Annotated in this window: 21 protein-coding genes and 1 other RNA gene; 14 read left to right on the top strand and 8 right to left on the bottom strand. The window is 49.4% G+C overall.

Features of this window, described 5'->3' with window-relative positions; all coding sequences use genetic code 11:
- Positions 1 to 116: 116 nt before the first annotated feature.
- From flhA to J7438_RS14160, 4 genes are read right to left on the bottom strand one after another with little or no spacing between them, the layout of a single operon-like run.
- Entirely contained in the window at positions 117 to 2,216 is a 2,100-nt protein-coding gene (gene flhA, locus J7438_RS14175; protein WP_209277059.1) for a flagellar biosynthesis protein FlhA, read from the bottom strand.
- A 24-nt stretch (positions 2,217 to 2,240) separates the two neighbouring features.
- Complete coding sequence (flhB, locus tag J7438_RS14170; RefSeq protein ID WP_209277058.1) at positions 2,241 to 3,392, bottom strand: flagellar biosynthesis protein FlhB; 1,152 nt, start codon at positions 3,390 to 3,392, stop codon at positions 2,241 to 2,243.
- A 16-nt stretch (positions 3,393 to 3,408) separates the two neighbouring features.
- Positions 3,409 to 4,182 (bottom strand): flagellar biosynthetic protein FliR, encoded by a 774-nt coding sequence (gene fliR, locus J7438_RS14165; protein WP_209277057.1) that lies wholly within the window; start codon positions 4,180 to 4,182, stop codon positions 3,409 to 3,411.
- Entirely contained in the window at positions 4,182 to 4,451 is a 270-nt protein-coding gene (locus J7438_RS14160; protein WP_101746788.1) for a flagellar biosynthetic protein FliQ, read from the bottom strand. Before J7438_RS14160 ends, fliR begins: the two co-directional genes overlap by 1 nt.
- A gap of 219 nt (positions 4,452 to 4,670) precedes the next feature.
- Here J7438_RS14160 and J7438_RS14155 point away from each other — a divergent pair, with 219 nt between their 5' ends.
- The 9 genes from J7438_RS14155 (at position 4,671) to J7438_RS28330 (ending at position 12,138) form a co-directional block, all read left to right on the top strand.
- Positions 4,671 to 5,552 carry a flagellin N-terminal helical domain-containing protein gene (locus tag J7438_RS14155; protein ID WP_209277056.1) on the top strand — a complete coding sequence of 294 codons (882 nt, stop codon included), beginning with the start codon at positions 4,671 to 4,673 and terminating at the stop codon, positions 5,550 to 5,552.
- A gap of 110 nt (positions 5,553 to 5,662) precedes the next feature.
- Entirely contained in the window at positions 5,663 to 7,015 is a 1,353-nt protein-coding gene (gene fliD, locus J7438_RS14150; protein WP_209277055.1) for a flagellar filament capping protein FliD, read from the top strand.
- Positions 7,016 to 7,028: 13 nt separating this feature from the next.
- Positions 7,029 to 7,439 carry a flagellar export chaperone FliS gene (fliS, locus tag J7438_RS14145; RefSeq protein ID WP_209200813.1) on the top strand — a complete coding sequence of 137 codons (411 nt, stop codon included), beginning with the start codon at positions 7,029 to 7,031 and terminating at the stop codon, positions 7,437 to 7,439.
- A 2-nt stretch (positions 7,440 to 7,441) separates the two neighbouring features.
- On the top strand, positions 7,442 to 7,774 hold the full coding sequence (locus J7438_RS14140) for a hypothetical protein (RefSeq protein WP_209200814.1): 333 nt from the start codon (positions 7,442 to 7,444) through the stop codon (positions 7,772 to 7,774).
- Positions 7,774 to 9,069 (top strand): flagellar hook-length control protein FliK, encoded by a 1,296-nt coding sequence (locus J7438_RS14135; RefSeq protein WP_209277054.1) that lies wholly within the window; start codon positions 7,774 to 7,776, stop codon positions 9,067 to 9,069. Before J7438_RS14140 ends, J7438_RS14135 begins: the two co-directional genes overlap by 1 nt.
- 44 nt (positions 9,070 to 9,113) lie before the next feature.
- Positions 9,114 to 9,590 carry a flagellar basal body-associated FliL family protein gene (locus tag J7438_RS14130; RefSeq protein ID WP_209277053.1) on the top strand — a complete coding sequence of 159 codons (477 nt, stop codon included), beginning with the start codon at positions 9,114 to 9,116 and terminating at the stop codon, positions 9,588 to 9,590.
- 12 nt (positions 9,591 to 9,602) lie between these two features.
- The gene (locus tag J7438_RS14125) at positions 9,603 to 10,352 is read left to right on the top strand and encodes a sigma-70 family RNA polymerase sigma factor (RefSeq protein ID WP_209200817.1); all 750 of its coding nucleotides are present in this window, start codon (positions 9,603 to 9,605) and stop codon (positions 10,350 to 10,352) included.
- A gap of 1 nt (position 10,353) precedes the next feature.
- Positions 10,354 to 11,208, top strand: a complete 855-nt coding sequence (gene motA, locus J7438_RS14120) for a flagellar motor stator protein MotA (protein ID WP_209277052.1) — start codon at positions 10,354 to 10,356, stop codon at positions 11,206 to 11,208.
- Between the two features lie 21 nt (positions 11,209 to 11,229).
- A complete protein-coding gene (locus J7438_RS28330) occupies positions 11,230 to 12,138 on the top strand; it encodes a flagellar motor protein MotB (protein ID WP_209200819.1) in 909 nt (302 codons plus the stop codon).
- Positions 12,139 to 12,189: 51 nt separating this feature from the next.
- Here the strand turns inward: J7438_RS28330 and ssrS are convergent.
- From ssrS to J7438_RS14095, 4 genes are all read right to left on the bottom strand, one after another.
- A non-coding RNA gene (gene ssrS, locus J7438_RS14110) (6S RNA) lies at positions 12,190 to 12,369 on the bottom strand.
- Between the two features lie 80 nt (positions 12,370 to 12,449).
- On the bottom strand, positions 12,450 to 12,755 hold the full coding sequence (locus tag J7438_RS14105) for a cell division protein ZapA (RefSeq protein WP_163373137.1): 306 nt from the start codon (positions 12,753 to 12,755) through the stop codon (positions 12,450 to 12,452).
- A complete protein-coding gene (locus J7438_RS14100; protein ID WP_209200820.1) occupies positions 12,752 to 12,961 on the bottom strand; it encodes a TIGR02449 family protein in 210 nt (69 codons plus the stop codon). Before J7438_RS14100 ends, J7438_RS14105 begins: the two co-directional genes overlap by 4 nt.
- Before the next feature lie 426 nt (positions 12,962 to 13,387).
- Entirely contained in the window at positions 13,388 to 14,155 is a 768-nt protein-coding gene (locus tag J7438_RS14095) for a class I SAM-dependent methyltransferase (protein ID WP_209200821.1), read from the bottom strand.
- A gap of 139 nt (positions 14,156 to 14,294) precedes the next feature.
- On the opposite strand from J7438_RS14095, the gene J7438_RS14090 reads away from it, so the two are divergent.
- From J7438_RS14090 to J7438_RS14070, 5 genes are all read left to right on the top strand, one after another.
- Entirely contained in the window at positions 14,295 to 14,912 is a 618-nt protein-coding gene (locus J7438_RS14090) for a UPF0149 family protein (protein ID WP_209277051.1), read from the top strand.
- A gap of 43 nt (positions 14,913 to 14,955) precedes the next feature.
- Positions 14,956 to 16,182, top strand: coding sequence for a 2-octaprenyl-6-methoxyphenyl hydroxylase (gene ubiH, locus J7438_RS14085; protein ID WP_209200823.1), 1,227 nt, complete (start codon positions 14,956 to 14,958; stop codon positions 16,180 to 16,182).
- Positions 16,183 to 16,242: 60 nt separating this feature from the next.
- Positions 16,243 to 17,460: an FAD-dependent oxidoreductase gene (locus J7438_RS14080; protein WP_209200824.1), complete on the top strand. Its 1,218-nt coding sequence runs from the start codon at positions 16,243 to 16,245 to the stop codon at positions 17,458 to 17,460.
- Positions 17,461 to 17,526: 66 nt separating this feature from the next.
- Positions 17,527 to 18,702 (top strand): histidine phosphatase family protein, encoded by a 1,176-nt coding sequence (locus tag J7438_RS14075; RefSeq protein WP_209277050.1) that lies wholly within the window; start codon positions 17,527 to 17,529, stop codon positions 18,700 to 18,702.
- A 248-nt stretch (positions 18,703 to 18,950) separates the two neighbouring features.
- Positions 18,951 to 19,763 (top strand): hypothetical protein, encoded by an 813-nt coding sequence (locus J7438_RS14070; RefSeq protein ID WP_209277049.1) that lies wholly within the window; start codon positions 18,951 to 18,953, stop codon positions 19,761 to 19,763.
- The last annotated feature ends 106 nt before the right edge of the window (positions 19,764 to 19,869 follow it).

Genomic DNA, 19,869 nt, shown 5'->3' with positions numbered 1-19,869 from the left:
CCTGTCCGAAGGGAACACTAATCGAAATTTGCCAGCTTCCTTTATGAAGTTGAAATAGCTATTTTCACGATACCGTTATCAAGCTTTAAAAACAAACAACTTTTCTTTTATGGGGTTTACCCGACTTTACCTACGACAATGACTTCTTTATTTTCAGGTATTTCATTAAACGACAGTACGTGCATGCCATCAGTACACAGTCTTGCATAGCGGGCCATAGCCGGGCGAATGGTATCGTTTACCAGCATGATTGGCGGCTTTCCTTCCGCGATCAACTTATCAGCAACAATGGGTAACTGCTGCTGAAGCTGTTCAGCGATACCCGGCTCCAGTGGCAGGGAGTCCGGTGAGAAATGACTGTTTTTTACCGCCTGTTGAAAACTCTGCATGATCACCTGCTCCAGCTCTGGACTCATGGTAACCGCAGGCAGTGTCTGCTGATGACCGATCAGGTTCTGCACAATGGCCCGGCGCAGGGCGACCCGGACTTCAGCAGTGAGCTGCCAGGTTTCCTTTTTATTTTCCGAGGACTCCAATAGCGTAGAGCCGATTGTACGAATATCACTGACCGGTACATCTTCCATCAACAACTCCCTCAGTACCTTGGAAAAAATGCTGATGGAAATTTTTTTGGGAATTAACTCATCGGCCAGTTTCGGGGAGTAATGGCGTAGCTTATCCACCAGCTGCTCTACTTCATCATGACCAAGCAGTTCACTGGCATGTTCATCAATGATTTTATTCAAGTGCGTTGCCATGACACTGGCGGGATCAACGACGGTATACCCTAATCCTGAAGCATGATCTCTGTCAGACGGTTCAATCCACAGTGCATCCAGCTGGTAAGCAGGATCTTTGGTTGGGGTACCATTAAGCTCCCCAAATACCTCACCAGGGTTGATGGCTAATAACTTTCCCGGGTCAACCTGCCCTTCTGCGACGGTGACTCCCTTTAATTCGATGGTATAGCTATCGGGTTTCAGGCTTAAATTGTCTTTGATATGCACACTGGGAACCAGAAAGCCCAGCTGGCGGGACTGGCTTTTGCGAATTCCCTTGATCTGAGTTAACAGTTGCCCACCCTGTTTTTCGTCAGCCAGGGTAATCAGTCTGAAGCCCAGCTCCATTTTCAAGGTATCTACCGGCGGAATATCTCCCCATGACCAGGAGGTATTCGATGAGCTTTGGTCCTGCTGCTCTTTGGGATTGTCTTGTTCTGCAGGAGTGGAGTGTTTGCTGAGCCACCAGAATACCAGTAAGACCAATGCACCCAGACCAACAAAAGGAATAAATGGCATTCCGGGTACCAGCCCCATAACGATCAGGATAACACCGGTCAGCATCATCGCTCTGGGGGATGACAGCATCTGCTCCGATACCTGGTCTCCCATATCGGCAGATTCTGACACCCGGGTGACCATCATGGCTGCGGCTGTCGATAACAAGAGTGAGGGTATTTGGGCGACCAGACCATCACCAATGGTCAACAGCGAATAGACAGTAAAGGCTTCACCGGCACTGAGCCCCTGCCCAAGTGTACCGATCAGCATTCCGCCAATAATATTGATGGCGAGAATCAGCAGTCCTGCCACCGCATCGCCACGGACAAATTTACTGGCACCGTCCATGGAACCGTAGAAATCAGCCTCCCGTCGTACACTCTCCCGTCGGTCATGGGCTTTTTGCTGGTCAATGATGCCGGCATTCAAATCGGCATCAATGGCCATCTGCTTGCCCGGAAGAGCGTCCAGAGTGAAACGGGCGGTAACTTCTGATATTCGACCTGCCCCTTTGGTAACGACGACAAAGTTGATAATGACCAGAATGGCAAAGACCACAAGGCCGACCACATAATTGTTGCCAATAACCACTTCACCAAAAGATTGAATCACTTTACCAGCAGCATCAGGACCCGTATGACCATTCAGTAAAACGACACGGGTTGAGGCAACATTCAGTGCAAGACGGAGTAAGGTAGATACCAGCAGAATGGTTGGGAAAACTGCAAAATCCAGTGGTTTGAGTGTGTACACACTAACCAGCAAAACCAGCAGGGAAAGGGCAATATTAAAGGTGAAAAAGGCATCCAGCATAAAAGGCGGCATGGGGAGTGTTACCATGCCGAGGGTCATCAGCACGATCAATGGAATGCCAATACGCAGTCCATTGGTTTTGCCCGATAATTCTCCCAGCAGACGTTGAGCTTCCCTGATCATTGTCTGGTCCTTGTTAAAGCCTGTTTATCCCTGCTGCTTATCCCACTTTTCCTGAAAAGCCCGGGGAACTTCCGGTTCCGGCATTTCTGGTCTTGTGGGCATTCTTCCAGCCTGATAATCATTCAGGTGCTTGATGTAAGCCAATATCTGAGCAACAGCTATATAGAGTTCGTCGGCTATTTCCTGGTTCAGTGCTGTGGTGTGATAAACAACCCGGGCCAGAACCGGTGATTGAATCACCGGGCGATTATACTCCCTGGCCACTGCGCACATTCTCAGGGCAACCTGATCAACGCCTTTTGCCACCAGATAGGGTGCTTTTGCCCGGTTCTGGTCGTAGCGAATAGCCACGGCAAAGTGTGTTGGGTTGGTGATGATCACATCCGCTCCCGGCACCGCCTGCATCATACGTCGACCGGCAATTTCCTGCTGCTTTTCCTTCAAGCGGGAGCGAACTTCAGGCTGCCCCTCCAGCTCTTTCATTTCATCACGCATTTCCTTGGGTGTCATGCGTAACTTGCGTAAATGGCTCCATTGCTGAAATGGAATATCAATGATACAGATAATCACCAGCGCCAGGGTCATCACCGCTATAGCCTTAACCAGGTAACCTGCTCCCAGGTAAAGGGCACTGGTAATAGATAACTGGTTAATGGTCATTAACTCGGCAAAAAACCACTGGGCAGAGAGCCAGAGGCAAAAGCCAAGCAGAAGTAGTTTGGCAATGGATTTGACCACTTCCATCAGTGAGCGGACAGAAAACATACGCTGAAGTCCTTTCAGCGGACTGATGCGTTCGCCTTTAAACTGCAGCAGCTTATTACTGAAAAGCCAGCCACCCAGTGCCAGAGAAGCACCAACGGTGGCCAGGGTGATCAGCAGGAAAAACGGCATCAGCCCGGAGAACCCTTCGGTAAGGCTGTTAATCAAATGGCTTTTCAGCCAGTTTTCCTGACGAAGTACTGCTTTATCAAAGGTAAAGCTGTTTTGCATGACTCCTTGTAGCCGCTGATTAATGACGTTGCCGCTAAACCACATGGCCAGCAAAGTACCGCCAATCAGTGCGGTAGTCACCAGCTCCCGGGATCGGGGAACCTGACCTTCTTCTCGGCTTTTCTGGATTTTTCGCTCAGAAGGTTCTTCGGTGCGTTCTTCCTGTTGGGGTTCATCGGCCATTCTTGAGAACCCTCATCTATAACAGCAGGCTGGAAAGAGCTTCCAGCCCCGCTTCTGTGAATCGAACGAATATTCCGGAAAACTGACTGCTGACCAGCATCAATATAACCAGCCCACCCAGCATGGTCAGCGGGAAGCCGAGGCTGAAAATATTGAACTGTGGTGCCGAGCGGTTCATTACGCCAAAGGTAAAGGAGACAATCAGCAGGGAGATAATAGCGGGCACCACCATCAACAGGGCGCTGGCAAACATCCATGACACCAGCCCTGGCAATTGCTCCAAAACAATTCGGGAGAGATCAAGCGGTGCCACTGGCAGTATGTTGAAGCTTTCAATGATGATGGTAATGGCCACAAGATGCCCGTCCATGGCCAGAAACATCAGGAAACTCAACAGTTGAAACAGCTGACTGATGATCGGAATCTGAACACCGTTGATCGGATCAATCATCACTGACATGCCCAGTCCCATCTGCATGGATACCAGCTCACCTGCTGAGGTAAAGATGGCAAAATAAATTTGCAGGATTAATCCCATGGCAAAGCCGATGGCCAATTGCTGCAGGGTAATAAGCAGAGCAGCTCCTGATATAGGCTCAACGGCAGGAACAGTGGGTAGTAATGGTGCTATCAGAAAGGAAATGGCCAATGCCATCAGCAGGCGTATTCTGGGGGCAACCACCTGACTGCTGACCATGGGCATGGTCATCAACAGCGCGGCAACCCGAAACAGGGGCCACAGGTACTGACCAAGCCAGCCGGTCAGCTCGCTGAAGGTAAACCCGATCATCAGGCCAGCAGCTCCGGGATCAGCTCATAGAGTCGGATAAACAGATCCATAAACTCCTGAATCAGCCAGTTGCCTGCCAGGCCAATGGTGATAAGGGTGGCCAGCAGTCTTGGCAGAAAGCTCAGTGTCTGTTCATTGATCTGGGTGGCGGCCTGAATGGTGCTGATCACCAGGCCCACCAGCATGCCGGGGAGAATGATGACTGACACCATGATGACGATCAGGGTCAGTGCATCTTTAAAAAGGTCTGCCACAACTTCCGGTGTCATGGGCTCTCCTTGTTCTGTTCCGGGTTATTGGCCCATTTATTTATATAAAGATATATAAAATCATTTTTTTAATCTAAAAACGACTGAAAAAAATCATTAATTTGTTTAAGTGGATTCAGGTGGTCACCGAATAGGGGGGTTCAGCGTTTCTTAAAACTATAAAGAACAGAAATATCGCTGAAGTTTCATAGCGAATATCCATGGATGGAGAAATAAACAATGGCAATGACTGTAAATACCAATACTTTTTCAATGAATGCCCAGCGTCAGATGATGCGTACCGAGGCAGGACTACAGACTGCTATGCAACGCCTCTCGTCGGGTTTGCGCATTAATAGTGCAAAAGATGATGCGGCTGGTCTGCAGATAGCCAACAAAATGCAGGTGCAGATTAATGGTATGTCTGTTGCCATGAGAAATGCTAATGATGGTATTTCAATGGCACAAACTGCAGAAGGCGCAATGGAGGAAATGACTACCTCTCTTCAGCGTATGCGGGATCTTGCAATGCAAGCTTCCAGCGGGACACTGAGTGATGGCGATAGAGCTGCTTTAAATGATGAATTTACTGCCTTAAGATCCGAAATCGATCGTATTGCTAACACTACTTCGTTTAATGGCAATACCTTATTAGATGGCAGTGCAGGTGGTAACGCCACAATCACCGTAGATTATTCTGGTGGCGCAAACAATGTGGCAATTGATATTGCCGATTTCAATGTTGCTGCGTTTGGTGATGGTCTATCAATTAGTGATACTGCAGGGGCAGCAGCAGCAGTTACCGCCGTTGATTTAAGTGATGATCATATTGCTGCTGCAGGTGATGCAACCACTGCTATTGGCGAAATTGATGATGCATTAAGGTTTGTAGATGCCCAGCGAGCTCAGCTTGGTGCTACTCAAAACAGGCTGACTTCTACGGTAAATAATCTGGCTAACGTCCGCGAAAACCTGACGGCTTCACGCAGCAGGGTGATGGATGCTGATTTTGCTAAAGAAACAGCCGACTTGAGCAGATCTCAAGTAATGCAGCAAGCCGGTACAGCAATTCTGGCTCAGGCCAATGCTATTCCTCAGAACGTACTATCTCTGCTTCGTTAAGTTCTGTGAGCAGCGGTTTTGTTTATTTCAACGGGAGCTTTTGCTCCCGTTCTTTATGTTTCAAAAGCAACGCCGACATCAAATAGATAGTGGTTAATCAGAGGCTGATTATGTTCAGTGTTTCAGGTATTTATTCCGGGCTGGATATCACTTCCATGGTTACCGCCCTGGTCAATGCTGAGCGGGCTCCTACTGAATCCCGGCTGAACCGGAATGAACAGGCCTACCAGGTCGAGCTCTCTGCAGTGGGGACCCTGAAATCATCCCTGGAGTCTTTTCAGAGCCAGATTCAATCGTTGAATTCCATAGAGGGCTTCAGTCCACGAGCGTTTACGATCAGTGATGAAACCGCGATGGGAGCTTCGGTAACCAGTGCTGCTGCACAAGGCAGCTACACCTTTACCGTAGAGCAAATGGCCAGCCGTCATCAATTGGCTTCTCAGGCAATAGACGGCAATGCCAGCATAGGCGTGGGCACCGCCAGCTTCACCGTCAATGGTGAAACCTTCTCGGTCACTCTTGCCGCAGGCAGTGATACACTCACCGGGCTGCGGGACGCCATCAACAGCTCAGCAGATAACAACAGCATTCAGGCCGTCATTATTAACGACAGTGACCAGCAACGGTTAATGCTCACCAGCCGTGAAAGTGGTGCAGATTATGCCATCAGCAGTGATTTCAGCGGCCTGACCGGTGGCTCAGCAGCCCTTGGTTCGTTCACTGAGCTGCAGTCTGCTCAGGATGCCATGATTACATTTGGCAGTGGTGCTTCTGCCATCACAGTGACCTCGCCAGATAATACCCTGGAAAACCTGGTGGACGGAGTCACGATTGATCTTAAAACGGCTTCCACTTCCCCGGTCACACTGGACGTCACTCTGGATAAAGAGGCCGTTAAAACGTCCATCCAGTCATTTGTTGATACCTGGAATACCCTCAAAACCACTTTTGACCAGTTAACGGATTACAATGGTGTATCCGCCGGAGCCCTTAATGGGGATGCCCAGACCCGTTTGCTGGAGTCACAGCTTCGTCGGGAGCTGAGCCAGCTGTTTGGTGATGACGGGGATCCCTTTCGCACTCTGGGTGACCTGGGCCTGAAAACCACCGGTACCGGTGAGCTTTCTATTGATAACAGTCGTCTGGATGATGCTCTAAACGGTAACTTTGATGAACTGGCTTCAGCACTTGCTGGTGACAGTGGGTTAATGACACGGCTGGAGGAGAGACTGGTAGGTTTTCTGGGAACCGATGGCGCTCTGGCTGACAGGGAAAAACGTATTAATGAATCACTGAATGACATCAATGATGATCGGGCTGACCTTGAGCTGCGTTTGGAACGAACACAAAGCTACTACCAGCAGCAATTCCTCGCTATGGAAAACCTGCTGGCCTCTTTAAACGGTACCAGTCAGTGGCTGACCAATAATCTGACGTCCATTAACAACAGCAATAACCAGTAAATACGGAGCATTTATGAAGCGGGCAGGGATCAGCGCCTATCAACAGCAACAGCGGGCTTCGGTGGAAGTGGCAAAGCCCGAGCAGCTGGTAGCAACACTGTTTAATAAACTGATGGAGACGCTGGCAAAAGCCCGTCACTACATGGAAGAAAAAGACCTGAGTAAGAAGGTTGACCGAATTAATTTATCCATGGATATCCTGTTGGTGCTGGAACAGTCCCTGGACCATGAGAAAGGCGGTGAACTGGCGGATAATTTACAGGGACTTTATCAGTACTGCATCAAACGACTGACCGAAGCCAATGCCAGTAATGATGTGACCATGATTGATGAAGTCTCCGGATTGATGGGGGAGATCAGGGAGGGGTGGCAGTCGGTTGTTAACGGCACTGTTGAAGACAGTGTGGTAGCCAGCGCAGGTTAAAAATGAAAGATCATAACCTCTCCGTTACTGATTATGTCGATAAGCTGAGATCCTTTGAACTGGACCTTGAAGCATCTCTTGAATCAAAAGACTGGGACCGGATGATGGCTGTTAATCAGGATTTGCAGGGATTTTTTCAACAGATGTCTGATGCCGGTGTAACCAATCAGCCCCCGGTTCAGGGAGCCCTCGCCAGAGTACAGGTATTGTGCAGCGCCCTGATGCAGGTATGTACCCGACACCGGGCTGATAGCCTGTCCGTGATTAAAAAAACTCGAAAGGATAGCTTGGCACTTTCCAGCTATCAGCGAGCCAGTCATTTCCGAAGGTTGTAATGAAAGCAATCCAGCATTTGCCCGTTACGAACCTCCCGGTGCGAGCAATACCGCAGCAACAGGCTTCTTCTGGTGACCAACATCTTTTGTTTCATCGGATTTATCAACAAATTGATGTTTATGGAAAAAACAATGGGTTGACAGACGTCCTGCCTGCCTTTCCAGAGCAGCTGATGTCCCGGAATGGGGAGCTTGAACAACCGTTAGAACCTTATAGGGGGCAGCCCGCCTTGTCAGTAGGTTCTTTCACTCCAGTGACAATGCATCTTGGCAAGGCATCCTATTCTGACTTTGCCTGGTCAGATATTGGTCGGACATTTTCGGCACAAATGAGTCTGCAAGGGCCTGATTCTGTTCGTGCAGACGCGGTAAGCCAATATCAGGTAACTCCAGAGGTTACAGAATTGGCGGATGGCCGAAATGAACGACTCCGGGCTGTATCGGACATCAGCAGTCAAACGATTTTGCCAGGCAATAGCTCAAAGCAGCTGTCTCAAGCACGATTGAGAAGCTCTGGGAGTGAGTCATTATCCATTGATAGAACGCTCTTTACCGGTGATTCAAAAACGCTAAATGGTATCCATGGCCAAGGCGCAGCTCTGACGAATGATGCTTTCAGCCAAACTGAACAGCCGCAAGGTATTGTGGCTAAGGCAGCTGATCCCTTTTTGCCAGAAGTTCATCCTCTTATCGACCAGGAAAAGATTCGAGAGCAGTTACGATTCAATCTGATTCCGCCCTCAGAAGCTGAATCCATTCATGGGAATCAGGTTTCTCATGGGGGAAAACTGAATGTGCCTGCTTCGGTTGAAGCCAATGCCGGGAACATGCAACAGAAGGCTATTGCCAATTCTCACCGGGAAGTCATTTTTCCTCAGCCACTATCTCCTCAACGTCTGGGCACTGAACTAATCCAGATGCTTAGAAAAGGCGAGACTGGTCTGGAAATCCGGCTTGATCCGCCAGAACTTGGACGTTTATCTCTGTCTGTCTCCCTTGATGCAGAATCTCTTGCCCTGCAGGTGACTGCTTCTTCAACCACTACCCGGGACCTGCTACTTAACCAGTCTGAACGACTGAGACAGGTTTTAGCCGAACACAATGTGGATTTATCAGAATTATCAGTCGATGTTCATTCCGGCCAGGGAGGGCAGGCCGGGAGGCATCAGGTGGCAAACATGGCCGCTTCAGAAACCCTGCTGCAAGCCGATTGGGGGAGAGACAATGTGGAGTATTTATCAGGTGCGCAGCTGTTTCGCTCAGGGGGAGGGCGACTGCTGGATCATTTTGTTTAATTGCCTTTGCTGTTCAAGGGGCTTAATAGTGGCAGGGAAGCGTGATGGCAGAAGGGGTGGATCAGACTGAAGCAGCAGTCGAAAAGAAATCAGGCAAGGGGCTTATTATCACTCTCGTGGTTATGGCCGTTTTGCTTATTGCTGTTGCCGGGGGAGCAGTCTGGATGTTTATGCAACAGAAGAGTGAGGATCCGGACAAGTTGGCGGTTCCTCATTTTATGAAAATGGAACCGTTCATTATCACGCTCAAGAGTGAAGCCCGTCCCCACTACCTGCAGATTAAATTGTCATTGATGAGCCGGGATCCTGAGGCATTGAAACGGTTAGAGACTTACCGGCCGATGGTTCGCAATGAAATTATCCGGTATTTGAATACGTTGAAATACGTCGATGTATTAAAGCCAGAAGCCCCCGATGCTATTCGCACAGAGTCCATCTCCCGGGTTAATGACCTTTTGGTGAAAGAGCAGGTTGAGGTCACCATGGATGATCTGATTATTACTGATCTGGTAATTCAATAGTGTTCTGACCCTATGTCACTACAGCAACGCAAAGGGCTGAATGCCTACCAGAAACAGAGTGGAACAGTTTCCCGGGATGAACTCATCCGGGAGCATCTCGGACTGGTGAAAAAAGTTGCGCTACATATTGCCGGTGCGCTGGGGGGCGATGTTCCAAAAGATGACCTTCTGCAGGCAGGGATGATGGGCCTGCTGGATGCTGCGAGCCGTTTTGAGCCGGGGAAGAACATCCCGTTTGAGCAGTATGCCCGAATCCGGATCAGAGGAGCGGTGATCGATGAACTTCGACACTGGGACTGGCGCAGCCGCACTGACCGTGAACATAGCCACAATATTCGGGATGCCATTCAGGCGTTGCAAAACCGGCTGGGACGTTCGCCTTCAGAGCAGGAAATCGCAGCAGAACTTGGCGTCAGTGTGGAGCGTTATCACCGGATGTTGCAGGGCGGCAGCTCTGGCACTTTGTTGAGCCTGGATGCGCTCACTAATGGCGAAGCCAGTGCCAGTGTCATCGAAGTCAGCGATGACGATTCCATACAGATCATTACGGAAGGTGATGAGTGTAATAAAGCACTGACAAAAGCCTTGAAAGCTTTGCCTGAGCGAGAACAGCAACTGATGAACCTGTATTACGTTCATGAGTTCAACATGAAAGAGATTGGCCAGATACTGGAGCTGACTGAAGCCAGAATTTCTCAACTCCATCAGCAGGCATTGTTGAGATTGCGCTCATTTATGGAAGAGTGGAGCAGGGAGCCCTGATATGAAAACTGTTGGTCTGCTGGCCATGCTGGGAAGTATTTTTGGCGGCTTTATGATTGCCGGCGGGAAGCTGATCTCGGTCTGGCAGCCAGCGGAAATCCTGATGATCGCTGGCGGTGCTTTTGGTGCGTTTCTGATCGCTAACCCTATGGTAATCGTGCGTGCTACCGGACGGCATATGGCCTATATGGCGAAAGGAACCGGCTTTAACCGGGCCTACTTTGATGAGCTTTTAATGTTGTTGCACACACTGTTTGAGATGGCCAGAAAGAAGGGGGGAAACAAGGTTCTTGAAGAGCATATTGAATCACCGGATACCAGTGAAGTCTTTAAGAAGTTTCCTCTTATTCTGAAAACTCCACATATCTATGGGTTTATTGTGGAAAACCTCCGGCTGTCGTTAGTCGATGGTATCTCGGCTCATGAATACGAACGGATTATTGAACAAGAGATAGGAACAAAAGAGCACGAGATGATGCGACCTGCTGTAGCGCTTCAAAATGTTTCTGATGCGCTACCGGGGTTCGGTATTCTGGCCGCGGTTCTGGGAATAGTCATTACCATGAGTGCCATCAATGGCCCTATGGATCAGATCGGTGCCAGTATTGCCGCTGCACTGACAGGAACCTTCCTCGGCGTCTTCTTTGCCTACGGTCTGGTTGGTCCGGCAGCCACGGCTATTGGTCATTCCATCAATAATGAGCTTCAGGCATTTGATTGCATTCGTGTCTCGTTAGCCAGTTATAAATCCGGATTTCCACCCATCGTATCGGTAGATGCGGGGCGCAAAATACTCTATGACGATTGTCGTCCAAGTTTTAGTGAGCTGGAAAAAATGTTTGAAGGTCAGGCTTAATGGATATGGGAGCCTTTTGACGTGAAAGCCAAACGTGGAGGAGGCGGGCATCACGGCGGGTCATGGAAGGTAGCCCTGGCCGACTTTGCTATCGCCATGATGGCTCTTTTCCTGTTGCTTTGGATCATGAATGCTACCGATGATGATACCAAGTCCGCTATTGCCGCTTACTTTGAAGACCCTGGTGCTTTTCGCCATAAAAGCAGCCTGAACCCAATTGACTTCGGTGGGCAGGATTCACTGGTGAGAATCCCTAATCCTGGCCCCAGTATGCGAGGTCGGGAAGGACCTGAAATCATTGGCGATGGTAATGCCGAAACGTTGAATGAAAGCCCGGACTTCAAAGACCTTATGGATGAACTCCAGCGAATGATAGGGGGAGATGATTCGGCAGGAAAGTACGAAGACTTCATCTATCTCGAGCAGCTACAGGAAGGCTTGCGAATTGTTATTTTGGATAATGACCAACGCAATATGTTCGAAAGGGGAAGTTCCCGAATGAACCCTTTCTTTCAGGACTTGTTACTTGAGCTGGCGCCAATTATTAATAATATCGATAATCGCCTGATGATCAGTGGCCATACTGATAGTTCGGGTTTTCAACGCTCTGATTATGGTAACTGGGAGTTGTCTGCTGCCAGGGCGCAAGTGGCTCGTAAAACGTTACTGTTTGGTGGTCTATTTGAAGAAAAAGTTCTCATGGTGCTTGGCATGGCTGACCGTGTGCTCCGGGACCCAAAGCATCCTGAGTCCAGTGCCAACCGTAGAATTGAAATCATGGTTCTTGCTGATTATATGGAACGACAGGTTGAACGTATGTTTGCGCCTATTGATGAAGAAGATCATGAGCATCATCCAACTCACAGCAATGAAATGCATGATGCTTTTGAGCGGGCAGAACGAAATCAGTTTGATTATCCCGGGTTTTGAATGTTTTAAATGGTGCGGATATTAAGGGGGCGGTTTGTATCGAGTGATTGAAACCTCCCCACCCTGCCGCTGCCACGTTTGCCCGTGGCCGTAACGGTCACGGTGGGGGCTGCTGAGGTGAATCGGGCTTTCCGCTACAAGGCGGACCTGCACTCCAGCACCTGCCAGGAGCTCCCTGGGTAGTATTATCGGCTCGGGACGTATAATGACTGGCGAACAGGCCAGGGAGGTTTCTGCGGCATTATATCGACTATTCAGGAGATGTCTGCAAGTTTTTTTTGTTTTCGTGAACATCAGAAACGGTGATCAGATCAACGCTCCACGGCTGCCAGTGCCTGATCCAGTTTACCCAGCAGTTGGTCAATATGCTCCTGGGTGTCCTGCTTCTCATCTTCATTCTGACGACGGCTCTGCATTAACTCGTAGCTGATATTCAGCGCGGCCATCACAGCTATTCGCTCAATACCGACAACTTTGCCTGAAGAACGGATTTCATGCATTTTTTCGTTCAGGTAGCGGGCAGCGGTGTACAGTGCCTCCTGATTGTCTTTGGGACAGGCAACACGGTATTCCTTATCCAGAATATGAACGGATGTCACTGATGATTTATCCGTCATGACTCGTGCTCCAGAGACCTGAGGTGCTGGATCATCGCTTCTACTTTTGTACGTGCAATGTCATTTTTTTCCATCAACTTTGCTTTTTCAGCTACCCAAGACTGCTCCTGCTGTCGAAGTTGCCTGTTTTCAGTCGTCAGCTTCTGACAAAGGGCAACCAGATAGTTAATTTTCTGATCGAGGGCAATGAAATCAGATTCTTTCATAGCTTCCCTGAATGCTCGGTTATTAGGGTTACTATAGCCTCTGGAGAAATTCAGAACAATGACTTAATGGTTGACAATGTTTTATTTTATTTTGTCGGGTAATACTTTGTACTAATGGATCAAGTTGTCCTTTGTTGAAGAGGATATAAGTAGCTAACCATATGAAATCATATATTTCTGACTCCTTGTTCAGGCACTCTGCTTCGTTACAACTCCGATCACATAGCTACGGCTATGCTCCCTCCGTTGTGCCTCGCATAGCACCTGCCCAAGAAGCCAGAAATATATGATTCCATATGGCCAGCTACTTAACGCTAAATGCCTGCAAACAGAGGCGAAGCATTTTGGTTGATCCGGGTAATCATAGTGACCTTAAGACTGCCAGCCCGGGCTTGAAAAAACGACGTCCGTAATAAAACGGTAAAATCATGCGGGCTTTCTGGCAATAATCCGTATTTGATCCTGATTACCATGACTCCATACCGGGTAATGGGGAGCCTCACCCTGTTCGCATACTTCGATAACAAATCCGGCATGTTTCATTAATACCTCCAGTTGTTCGGACGCAAAAAAACAAAAGTCTCTGCCGGGGATATTAATTTTATGGGCAGCCAAAACCGGATCGGTTATTTCCGGACAGTTAAAGACTTTGGCTGCCTGTGCCAGCAGGTTGAGATAATCCCGCTGACCGGAAACTGTTAACGGTGATTTTCTTACACCGTCGCGTATCTCTCTACTCAGGCCAGTACTTTTCAACACTTCAACGTCACAGGAACAGCAGGTAAGCAGAAGCGTGCCCCCTGGTTCGAGAATTCGGTAAATTTCATTAATAGATGGCGCAACTTCTTCATTGGCCAGAAAATGGAAAACTTCAGCGCAGAGAATTCCGCAGAAGGCATTATCGGCAAAAGGGATATTCTCTGGCAGTTTTGCTGCTTTGCAGGTGACTGCTTTCTGCTGAGTCTCAGGCAAGTCCTTCAGCCATTTGGACAAGTCTGGTTTATCCATATCAGTGGCTATTACCTGTGCTCCATGCATCAGGGCTGCGTGAGTATTAACTCCGTGGCCACAGCCAATATCCAGCAGGGGTTTATCGTCTTTCCAGCTGCCTAGCCAGCGATCCAGATAGATAACCGGATTATGAAACGTAAAACCAACGCCCAGCTGATTTCTTTCGTACAAAGGCTCTGGCATGGCAGTATTCCAAACAGGTTGGACGGTTGGACTTAACAGGATAGACACTTTCTTTATTTAATGACTGACAAGTTTGCCCGGGAAGTCTGTTAGAATCCCGGTTAAGTTCGACTCAGTAATTTCAATGGCCCTATATCTCATGACGATCCACATTTCCCAGCCCAGCGATAAACCCGCCTTCATATCGTTTGATGAACTCGCCAGTCATCTGGCAGAGCAGAGTCATCCATCAGAGATTCATGGCTACTTATGCGGCCTGTTTTCAGCCGGTGCCCATCCGGGCCTTGAGAAATGGCTGGAGCAGCTTGCTGAGCAGATGGGTGACAAATCGATTGATGAACCTGCGAGGCAGCTATTAAGCCAGTTATTTCTGCATACTCAGAATGAGCTGAACTCTGGTAGTCTGGCGGCAACACTGTTGCTCCCTGATGATGATGAAGCGCTTGGGCTGAGGACGCAGTCACTTGGAGTATGGTGCCAGTCATTTATCTCTGGCTTTGGTCAGGGGCTGGACAGTCGTCAGGTCAGTGAGATGGTGGAAGAAGTGCTCAGGGACTTTGCCGAAATCAGCCTGATAGAAACCGCAGAAGAGAGCGAAGAATCAGAAAAACTGTATGTTGAAGTGAGTGAGTTTGTTCGTTTGGCCTGGCTGAATGTCTATGCAGAGGTTTGTGGTTTGCCCGAGCTTCCCGGCGATGATGGAAGTTCCGGGCAACGTTCTGGACAACAAGAAGGCGCTGCCAAAACCCTGCACTGAGAATAACAACAGAGTTCCACAAAATCATGGTGGTGGCTGAAACGTGAAAAATTCTACAGACAAGATGGATTTCGATGTTTTGGTGATTGGTGCCGGGCTGGTGGGAGCCAGTCTGGTCTGTGCATTGGAACAAGTGGTTATAAAGCAGGGGTTGAGGCTGGCGGTGGTGGAAACCCATGACCTGAGTCAGCCAAGAGATATTCCGCCGAGTTTTGATGCCCGTGCCTCGGCGCTGTCCTGGGGAACCTGTTGTATTTACCAGCAGCTTGGACTGTGGCCGGATCTTGTGGATCAGGCTCAGGCCATTACCGATGTTCATGTTTCTGATCGGGGCAGTTTTGGGGTTTCCCGCTTGCGGGCTTCTGATGAAGGTGTCCCGGCACTGGGGTATGTGGTCAAGAATCATGTGCTGGGTGATGTGCTTTTGCAACGGTTAAAGGGTTTTCAGAAGCAGGGCAGGGTGACCATGTTCAGTCCTGATATGGTGGTAAGCCTGAGCCCTGTCCCCGGAGGTATGAAAGTTCAGCTCAGGCACTCAGAGATTTCCGCCTCGCTGGTTGTTCTGGCTGATGGTGGCCGCTCAGGGTTGATGGATCAGCTGGGAATCGGTCTGCAGCAGTGTGACTATCATCAGCAGGGGATTATTGCCAATATTGCCCTTGATCGCCCTCACAACGGTATGGCCTGGGAGCGCTTTGCCGGTCAAGGTCCGATGGCACTGCTTCCATTAACCGGTGATCACCATTTTGCGCATCGGGCAGGGCTGGTGTGGACGTTACCGGATGAGGAAGCCGATTCGCTTTATTCTCTGGCAGATGATGATTTTCTGGCGTTATTGCAACAGCGGTTTGGCTATCGGGCCGGGCGGTTTATTGCCGTGGGTAAGCGGAACAGATATCCGCTCACCATGCGCATCGCCAAAGAGCAGGTAAGGCCGGGGCTGGTTATTTTGGGTAATGCTGCCCATGCCATACATCCAGTGGCAGGTCAGGGTTATAACCTTTCTATTCGGGATACCGTGGCTCTGGCAAGCAATATCTCGGACTCATTGGAACGCAAAATACCCGCAGGTGATCTTGGCCGTTTGCAGGAATACTGGCAACAACAGTTGAGCGACCAGAGTCTGATCAGCCATTTTTGTGATGGCCTGGTGCGCCTTTTCTCACGGACTGACACGGCATCGGTACTGTCCCGGAATCTGGGATTGGTGGCGCTGGATTATTGTCATCCGGTGAAGTCAACATTTACCCGCAGGGCCATGGGATTATAAACCGGCGGGAGGCTCTCTACAGTCTCCCGTACCTTTGAATCTGGGAAATAGGGATCAGAAATGCAGACAATTGACGTCATTATTGTCGGGGGAGGTATGGTGGGGGCCTCTCTGGCCCTGGCGCTTGCCCGATCTGGTATGCAGGCGGCACTGGTTGAGCAGCAGACATTGCAGCCCGGTTCGTTCTCGATGGAGGATCCCTGGCAGCCCAGGGTCAGTGCCTTGACGGAAGCATCGATAAAACTGCTGAACTATCTGGACGCCTGGGAAGGGATCGTTGCCCAGCGGGCCTGTCCTTATACACACATGACCGTCTGGGATGGTGAGGGTACGGGAGAAGTTGAATTTGACGCAAAAACGCTGCCACAAAAAAATCTTGGCTACATTGTCGAAAATGACGTGATTCGCAACGCGCTGTTGCAACAGCTGGCCAGTTCAACCGTGCAATGTTTTGATCAACAGACAACCCTTGAATACAAACTGTCCGGCCAGGGCGGTGAAATAGTTCTGAAAAATGGTGACGTGCTGGGTGCTCCTCTTCTGGTGGCTGCCGATGGCGGTGAGTCGCGTTTACGACAATTGTCTGGCATTCCGGCAAACCAGAAGGACTATAAGCATCATGCGCTGGTCACCACCGTGGAGACAGAGCGGTTTCATCATCACACAGCGAGACAGGTGTTCCTGGATTCCGGCCCATTGGCATTTCTGCCCCTGCAAAGTCAGGGAGAGCGGCATTATTGCTCAATTGTCTGGTCCCTTTTACCGGCAGAGGCAGACCGGATAGAGGCCTTGAGTGACGATGCTTTCTGTCAGGAACTGGCGAGAGCTTTTGAGCATCGGGCGGGCAATATTCTGAAGGTTGATCAACGGTTCCGCTACCCACTGCGTCAACGGCATGCCCGGCAGTATCATCGACAAGGGGTGGTTCTGGTGGGCGATGCTGCTCATACTATTCATCCTCTGGCGGGGCAGGGGGTGAATCTGGGCTTTATGGATGTGGCTGTGCTTGCGGATGAGTTGATCAAAGCGGCCGGTCGCGGCGATGACTATTTTGCCGCGCACGTTCTGGATCGCTATCAGCGTCGTCGCATCGGACATAACTCGTTGACGATGGCGGCCATGACAGGCTTTCAAAATCTGTTCGGGGCCAATGCCCTTGGTATTCGCTGGATAAGGAATACCGGGCTCAGTCTGACCAATCGATTACCATTCATTAAAGATATGATTGTGGATCAGGCCTCCGGGTTATCAAAGGATATTCCCGGGTTTCTTCAGTAAATCTCAACCAGTCCCTCAATTTTTTCCTATCCTGTCTGCTGGATGTCATTATCACGCAGGCAGGGTATGAAACTTCAGTCTGATATTAAAAAAAGAGGCTTGGTCTTTGGTGTCGTATTTGCCATATGTTTGCTATCTATCCGTTCTGATGCAGCGGATATTGAGTCGGCATTAGCTGCACCTGCTGATTACCTTATCAGCCTTGTCAGGCATGGCGACCGTTCTCCCAGGGATCTTGGGGGAATGACAAAATACTGGCCAATGGGACCCGGGCAGTTAACGGCTGCTGGCCTTCAGCAGGAGTACCTTTTGGGGCAGACAATCCGGAGATACTACTTTTCTGAAACCATCCCCGACTCCTGGTCACCAAAAGTCAGCCAGCATTTTGCCAAAGGTCTGGATCGTACCATTCAGAGCGCCAGCGCCTTATTGCTGGGGTTTTATCCTGAGCAGGCGGGTAAAACAGGCTTGCCGGGGGGCATTCAGGTTCCTCCGGTTTATGCGTCACCTTTGGCCCATGATGATCTTTTTTCAGCGCAAAGATTATGTCCGGGGTATCTTCATCGTGTTCAGGCGCTGGAAAAAAGTGCGGACTGGTTAAGAAAAAAAGAACAACACCGTGATCAGCTGTCTTTATGGCTTGAACTGAGTGAGCGTGAAGGTAATGGCGATCTCTACTCTTTTCTTCCCCTGATCGATCAAATTGCCATACATAGAATTCACCAGCTACCAATGCCCGAAGGTATTTCAAATCAGCAGGCGGTGGAACTGGAGGAATTACTACATTGGATCGTGAGCCGGATTGTGGCTAATTATGAAATTGCCCAGCTTATCGGTTCACCATTAGCCAAAGCGATGATCAGAGATTTCAAGCGTGTGCAGCAGTGTCTGCAAGAAAAAGGCAGTTGCCACTCCTGCCAGCGATGGACGCTTTACTCAGCCAGTGACAGTAACTTATTGGCGATCATGACCATGCTGGGTGCGCCATCTGACAAAATGGTGGATTATGCAACACACTTTGGCGTCCAGCTTAACTGGAATGATGGTCGCCCGGAGGTTGCCCTGTCATTGAATCATCAACCTTTTGCGGTACCCGGGTGCGCGGGACGCTGCTCGCTGGATCAGTGGCTGGTTTTGCTTGAGCAATCATTGCCTGATGACTGGGATTATTTGTGTGCCAGGGAGCGGGGTGGCATGAACTTTGAACCTTATATCCCCACGGGGAGTGTCGCTGTTCGTTAATTGTCGGTATCCTGTTGTGGGTGGGTAAACATTAATGTATTCAGGCTGTTACTGTTATTAATCGTTGTGCTCCGGAAACATTAAAGCAACTTATGTCATTGACCTTCAAAGGGTAAGGGCATTATCAAGAAGTTAATAAAATCAAGTGCCTTCAGGGAAATCAGAAAAAAAACTGAACTATATTTAATCAGTCCCGTCAAAACTGTATTGAATAACAAGTTCATTAGTTTCTTTGAAGGAGTAATTAAATGCAGAAATATCTTCTGGCGGCAGTATTGCCAGTGGTTGCAATACTGATTGGTCTGCAAGGCTGTAATAAAGCCCATGAGTGTCCAGAGGTCACGACAGTAGTGTATGAAGACATGGCCAGTGTCGATCAGGGGGTTGAGTCCTATACCTGTAATAATCCAGACAAAACCAGCTTGCTTGAGCAGACATGGTGTGAAGCCAAAGACCAGTTCGAACAGCGAGGTCAATCCGCCGGTTCGGATGATTTTCTGGTTTATATCAACGGATTTCGTGAGGGATATGCATTGGCCAACCAGGCGGCTGATAGTCGATTGGGCCTTGGCGGTGATATTGATAGCCCATCTGATACTCCCTATGACATGGGCTACCGTGACGGTTATTTTGCCGTTATGGAGGCAATGGGTATTGTAGAGTATAACTGTGCTTCAGCAGACTTGATGAGTGAGTATAAAGATCGCTGGTGCGAAGCTGCCGATGCTTATCGGAACACTGGTGCTGGCAGTGATAACAATCCATTTGTCAGGGGGCGGTTTATTGATGGTTATATGACCGGAGGGCGTGTTGCTTTAACGGTTCCTACCTCAATGGAGGCATTTTTTGGTGGCGAGAATCCTGAGGGTAAACAGCCCGCCGTTGTTCAGCCATCCGGTGAGTTGAGGAGCACAGAGCTGGCTTTTTACCGGGGCTTTGATGTTGGCTACAAGGCAATGATTGATAGTATCCGGGATTCCATCAATCAGGTCATGCAACAGATGCAAATTCCCAACAATATGGATTTTGAAGGATTGATGCCTCCGCCTCCCGGGCAATAACTGACTGGTTTTCCGGCAGTTATGGTTATCAGCCGGGTACCTGGTACCCGGCTTATTAAGGAAATGGTCCTCGGGCGATTTTGTTTCTGAAAGCAATCAATTTGCT

Origin of the sequence: Thalassotalea sp. G20_0 (genome assembly GCF_017744175.1) — a bacterium.
Classification (GTDB): domain Bacteria; phylum Pseudomonadota; class Gammaproteobacteria; order Pseudomonadales; family Endozoicomonadaceae; genus Endozoicomonas.
The sequence above is the reverse complement of the archived record's forward strand: the minus strand, read 5'-3'. Positions and strand labels throughout refer to the sequence as shown.

Excerpts from the sequence above, each read along its gene's own strand:
- flhA (WP_209277059.1), bottom strand. The coding sequence starts at position 2,216 with ATGATCAGGGAAGCTCAACGTCTGCTGGGAGAATTATCGGGCAAAACC.
- flhB (WP_209277058.1), bottom strand. The coding sequence starts at position 3,392 with ATGGCCGATGAACCCCAACAGGAAGAACGCACCGAAGAACCTTCTGAG.
- fliR (WP_209277057.1), bottom strand. The coding sequence starts at position 4,182 with ATGATCGGGTTTACCTTCAGCGAGCTGACCGGCTGGCTTGGTCAGTAC.
- J7438_RS14160 (WP_101746788.1), bottom strand. The coding sequence starts at position 4,451 with ATGACACCGGAAGTTGTGGCAGACCTTTTTAAAGATGCACTGACCCTG.
- J7438_RS14155 (WP_209277056.1), top strand. The coding sequence starts at position 4,671 with ATGGCAATGACTGTAAATACCAATACTTTTTCAATGAATGCCCAGCGT.
- fliD (WP_209277055.1), top strand. The coding sequence starts at position 5,663 with ATGTTCAGTGTTTCAGGTATTTATTCCGGGCTGGATATCACTTCCATG.
- fliS (WP_209200813.1), top strand. The coding sequence starts at position 7,029 with ATGAAGCGGGCAGGGATCAGCGCCTATCAACAGCAACAGCGGGCTTCG.
- J7438_RS14140 (WP_209200814.1), top strand. The coding sequence starts at position 7,442 with ATGAAAGATCATAACCTCTCCGTTACTGATTATGTCGATAAGCTGAGA.
- J7438_RS14135 (WP_209277054.1), top strand. The coding sequence starts at position 7,774 with ATGAAAGCAATCCAGCATTTGCCCGTTACGAACCTCCCGGTGCGAGCA.
- J7438_RS14130 (WP_209277053.1), top strand. The coding sequence starts at position 9,114 with ATGGCAGAAGGGGTGGATCAGACTGAAGCAGCAGTCGAAAAGAAATCA.
- J7438_RS14125 (WP_209200817.1), top strand. The coding sequence starts at position 9,603 with ATGTCACTACAGCAACGCAAAGGGCTGAATGCCTACCAGAAACAGAGT.
- motA (WP_209277052.1), top strand. The coding sequence starts at position 10,354 with ATGAAAACTGTTGGTCTGCTGGCCATGCTGGGAAGTATTTTTGGCGGC.
- J7438_RS14105 (WP_163373137.1), bottom strand. The coding sequence starts at position 12,755 with ATGACGGATAAATCATCAGTGACATCCGTTCATATTCTGGATAAGGAA.
- J7438_RS14100 (WP_209200820.1), bottom strand. The coding sequence starts at position 12,961 with ATGAAAGAATCTGATTTCATTGCCCTCGATCAGAAAATTAACTATCTG.
- J7438_RS14095 (WP_209200821.1), bottom strand. The coding sequence starts at position 14,155 with ATGCCAGAGCCTTTGTACGAAAGAAATCAGCTGGGCGTTGGTTTTACG.
- J7438_RS14090 (WP_209277051.1), top strand. The coding sequence starts at position 14,295 with ATGACGATCCACATTTCCCAGCCCAGCGATAAACCCGCCTTCATATCG.
- J7438_RS14080 (WP_209200824.1), top strand. The coding sequence starts at position 16,243 with ATGCAGACAATTGACGTCATTATTGTCGGGGGAGGTATGGTGGGGGCC.
- J7438_RS14075 (WP_209277050.1), top strand. The coding sequence starts at position 17,527 with ATGAAACTTCAGTCTGATATTAAAAAAAGAGGCTTGGTCTTTGGTGTC.
- J7438_RS14070 (WP_209277049.1), top strand. The coding sequence starts at position 18,951 with ATGCAGAAATATCTTCTGGCGGCAGTATTGCCAGTGGTTGCAATACTG.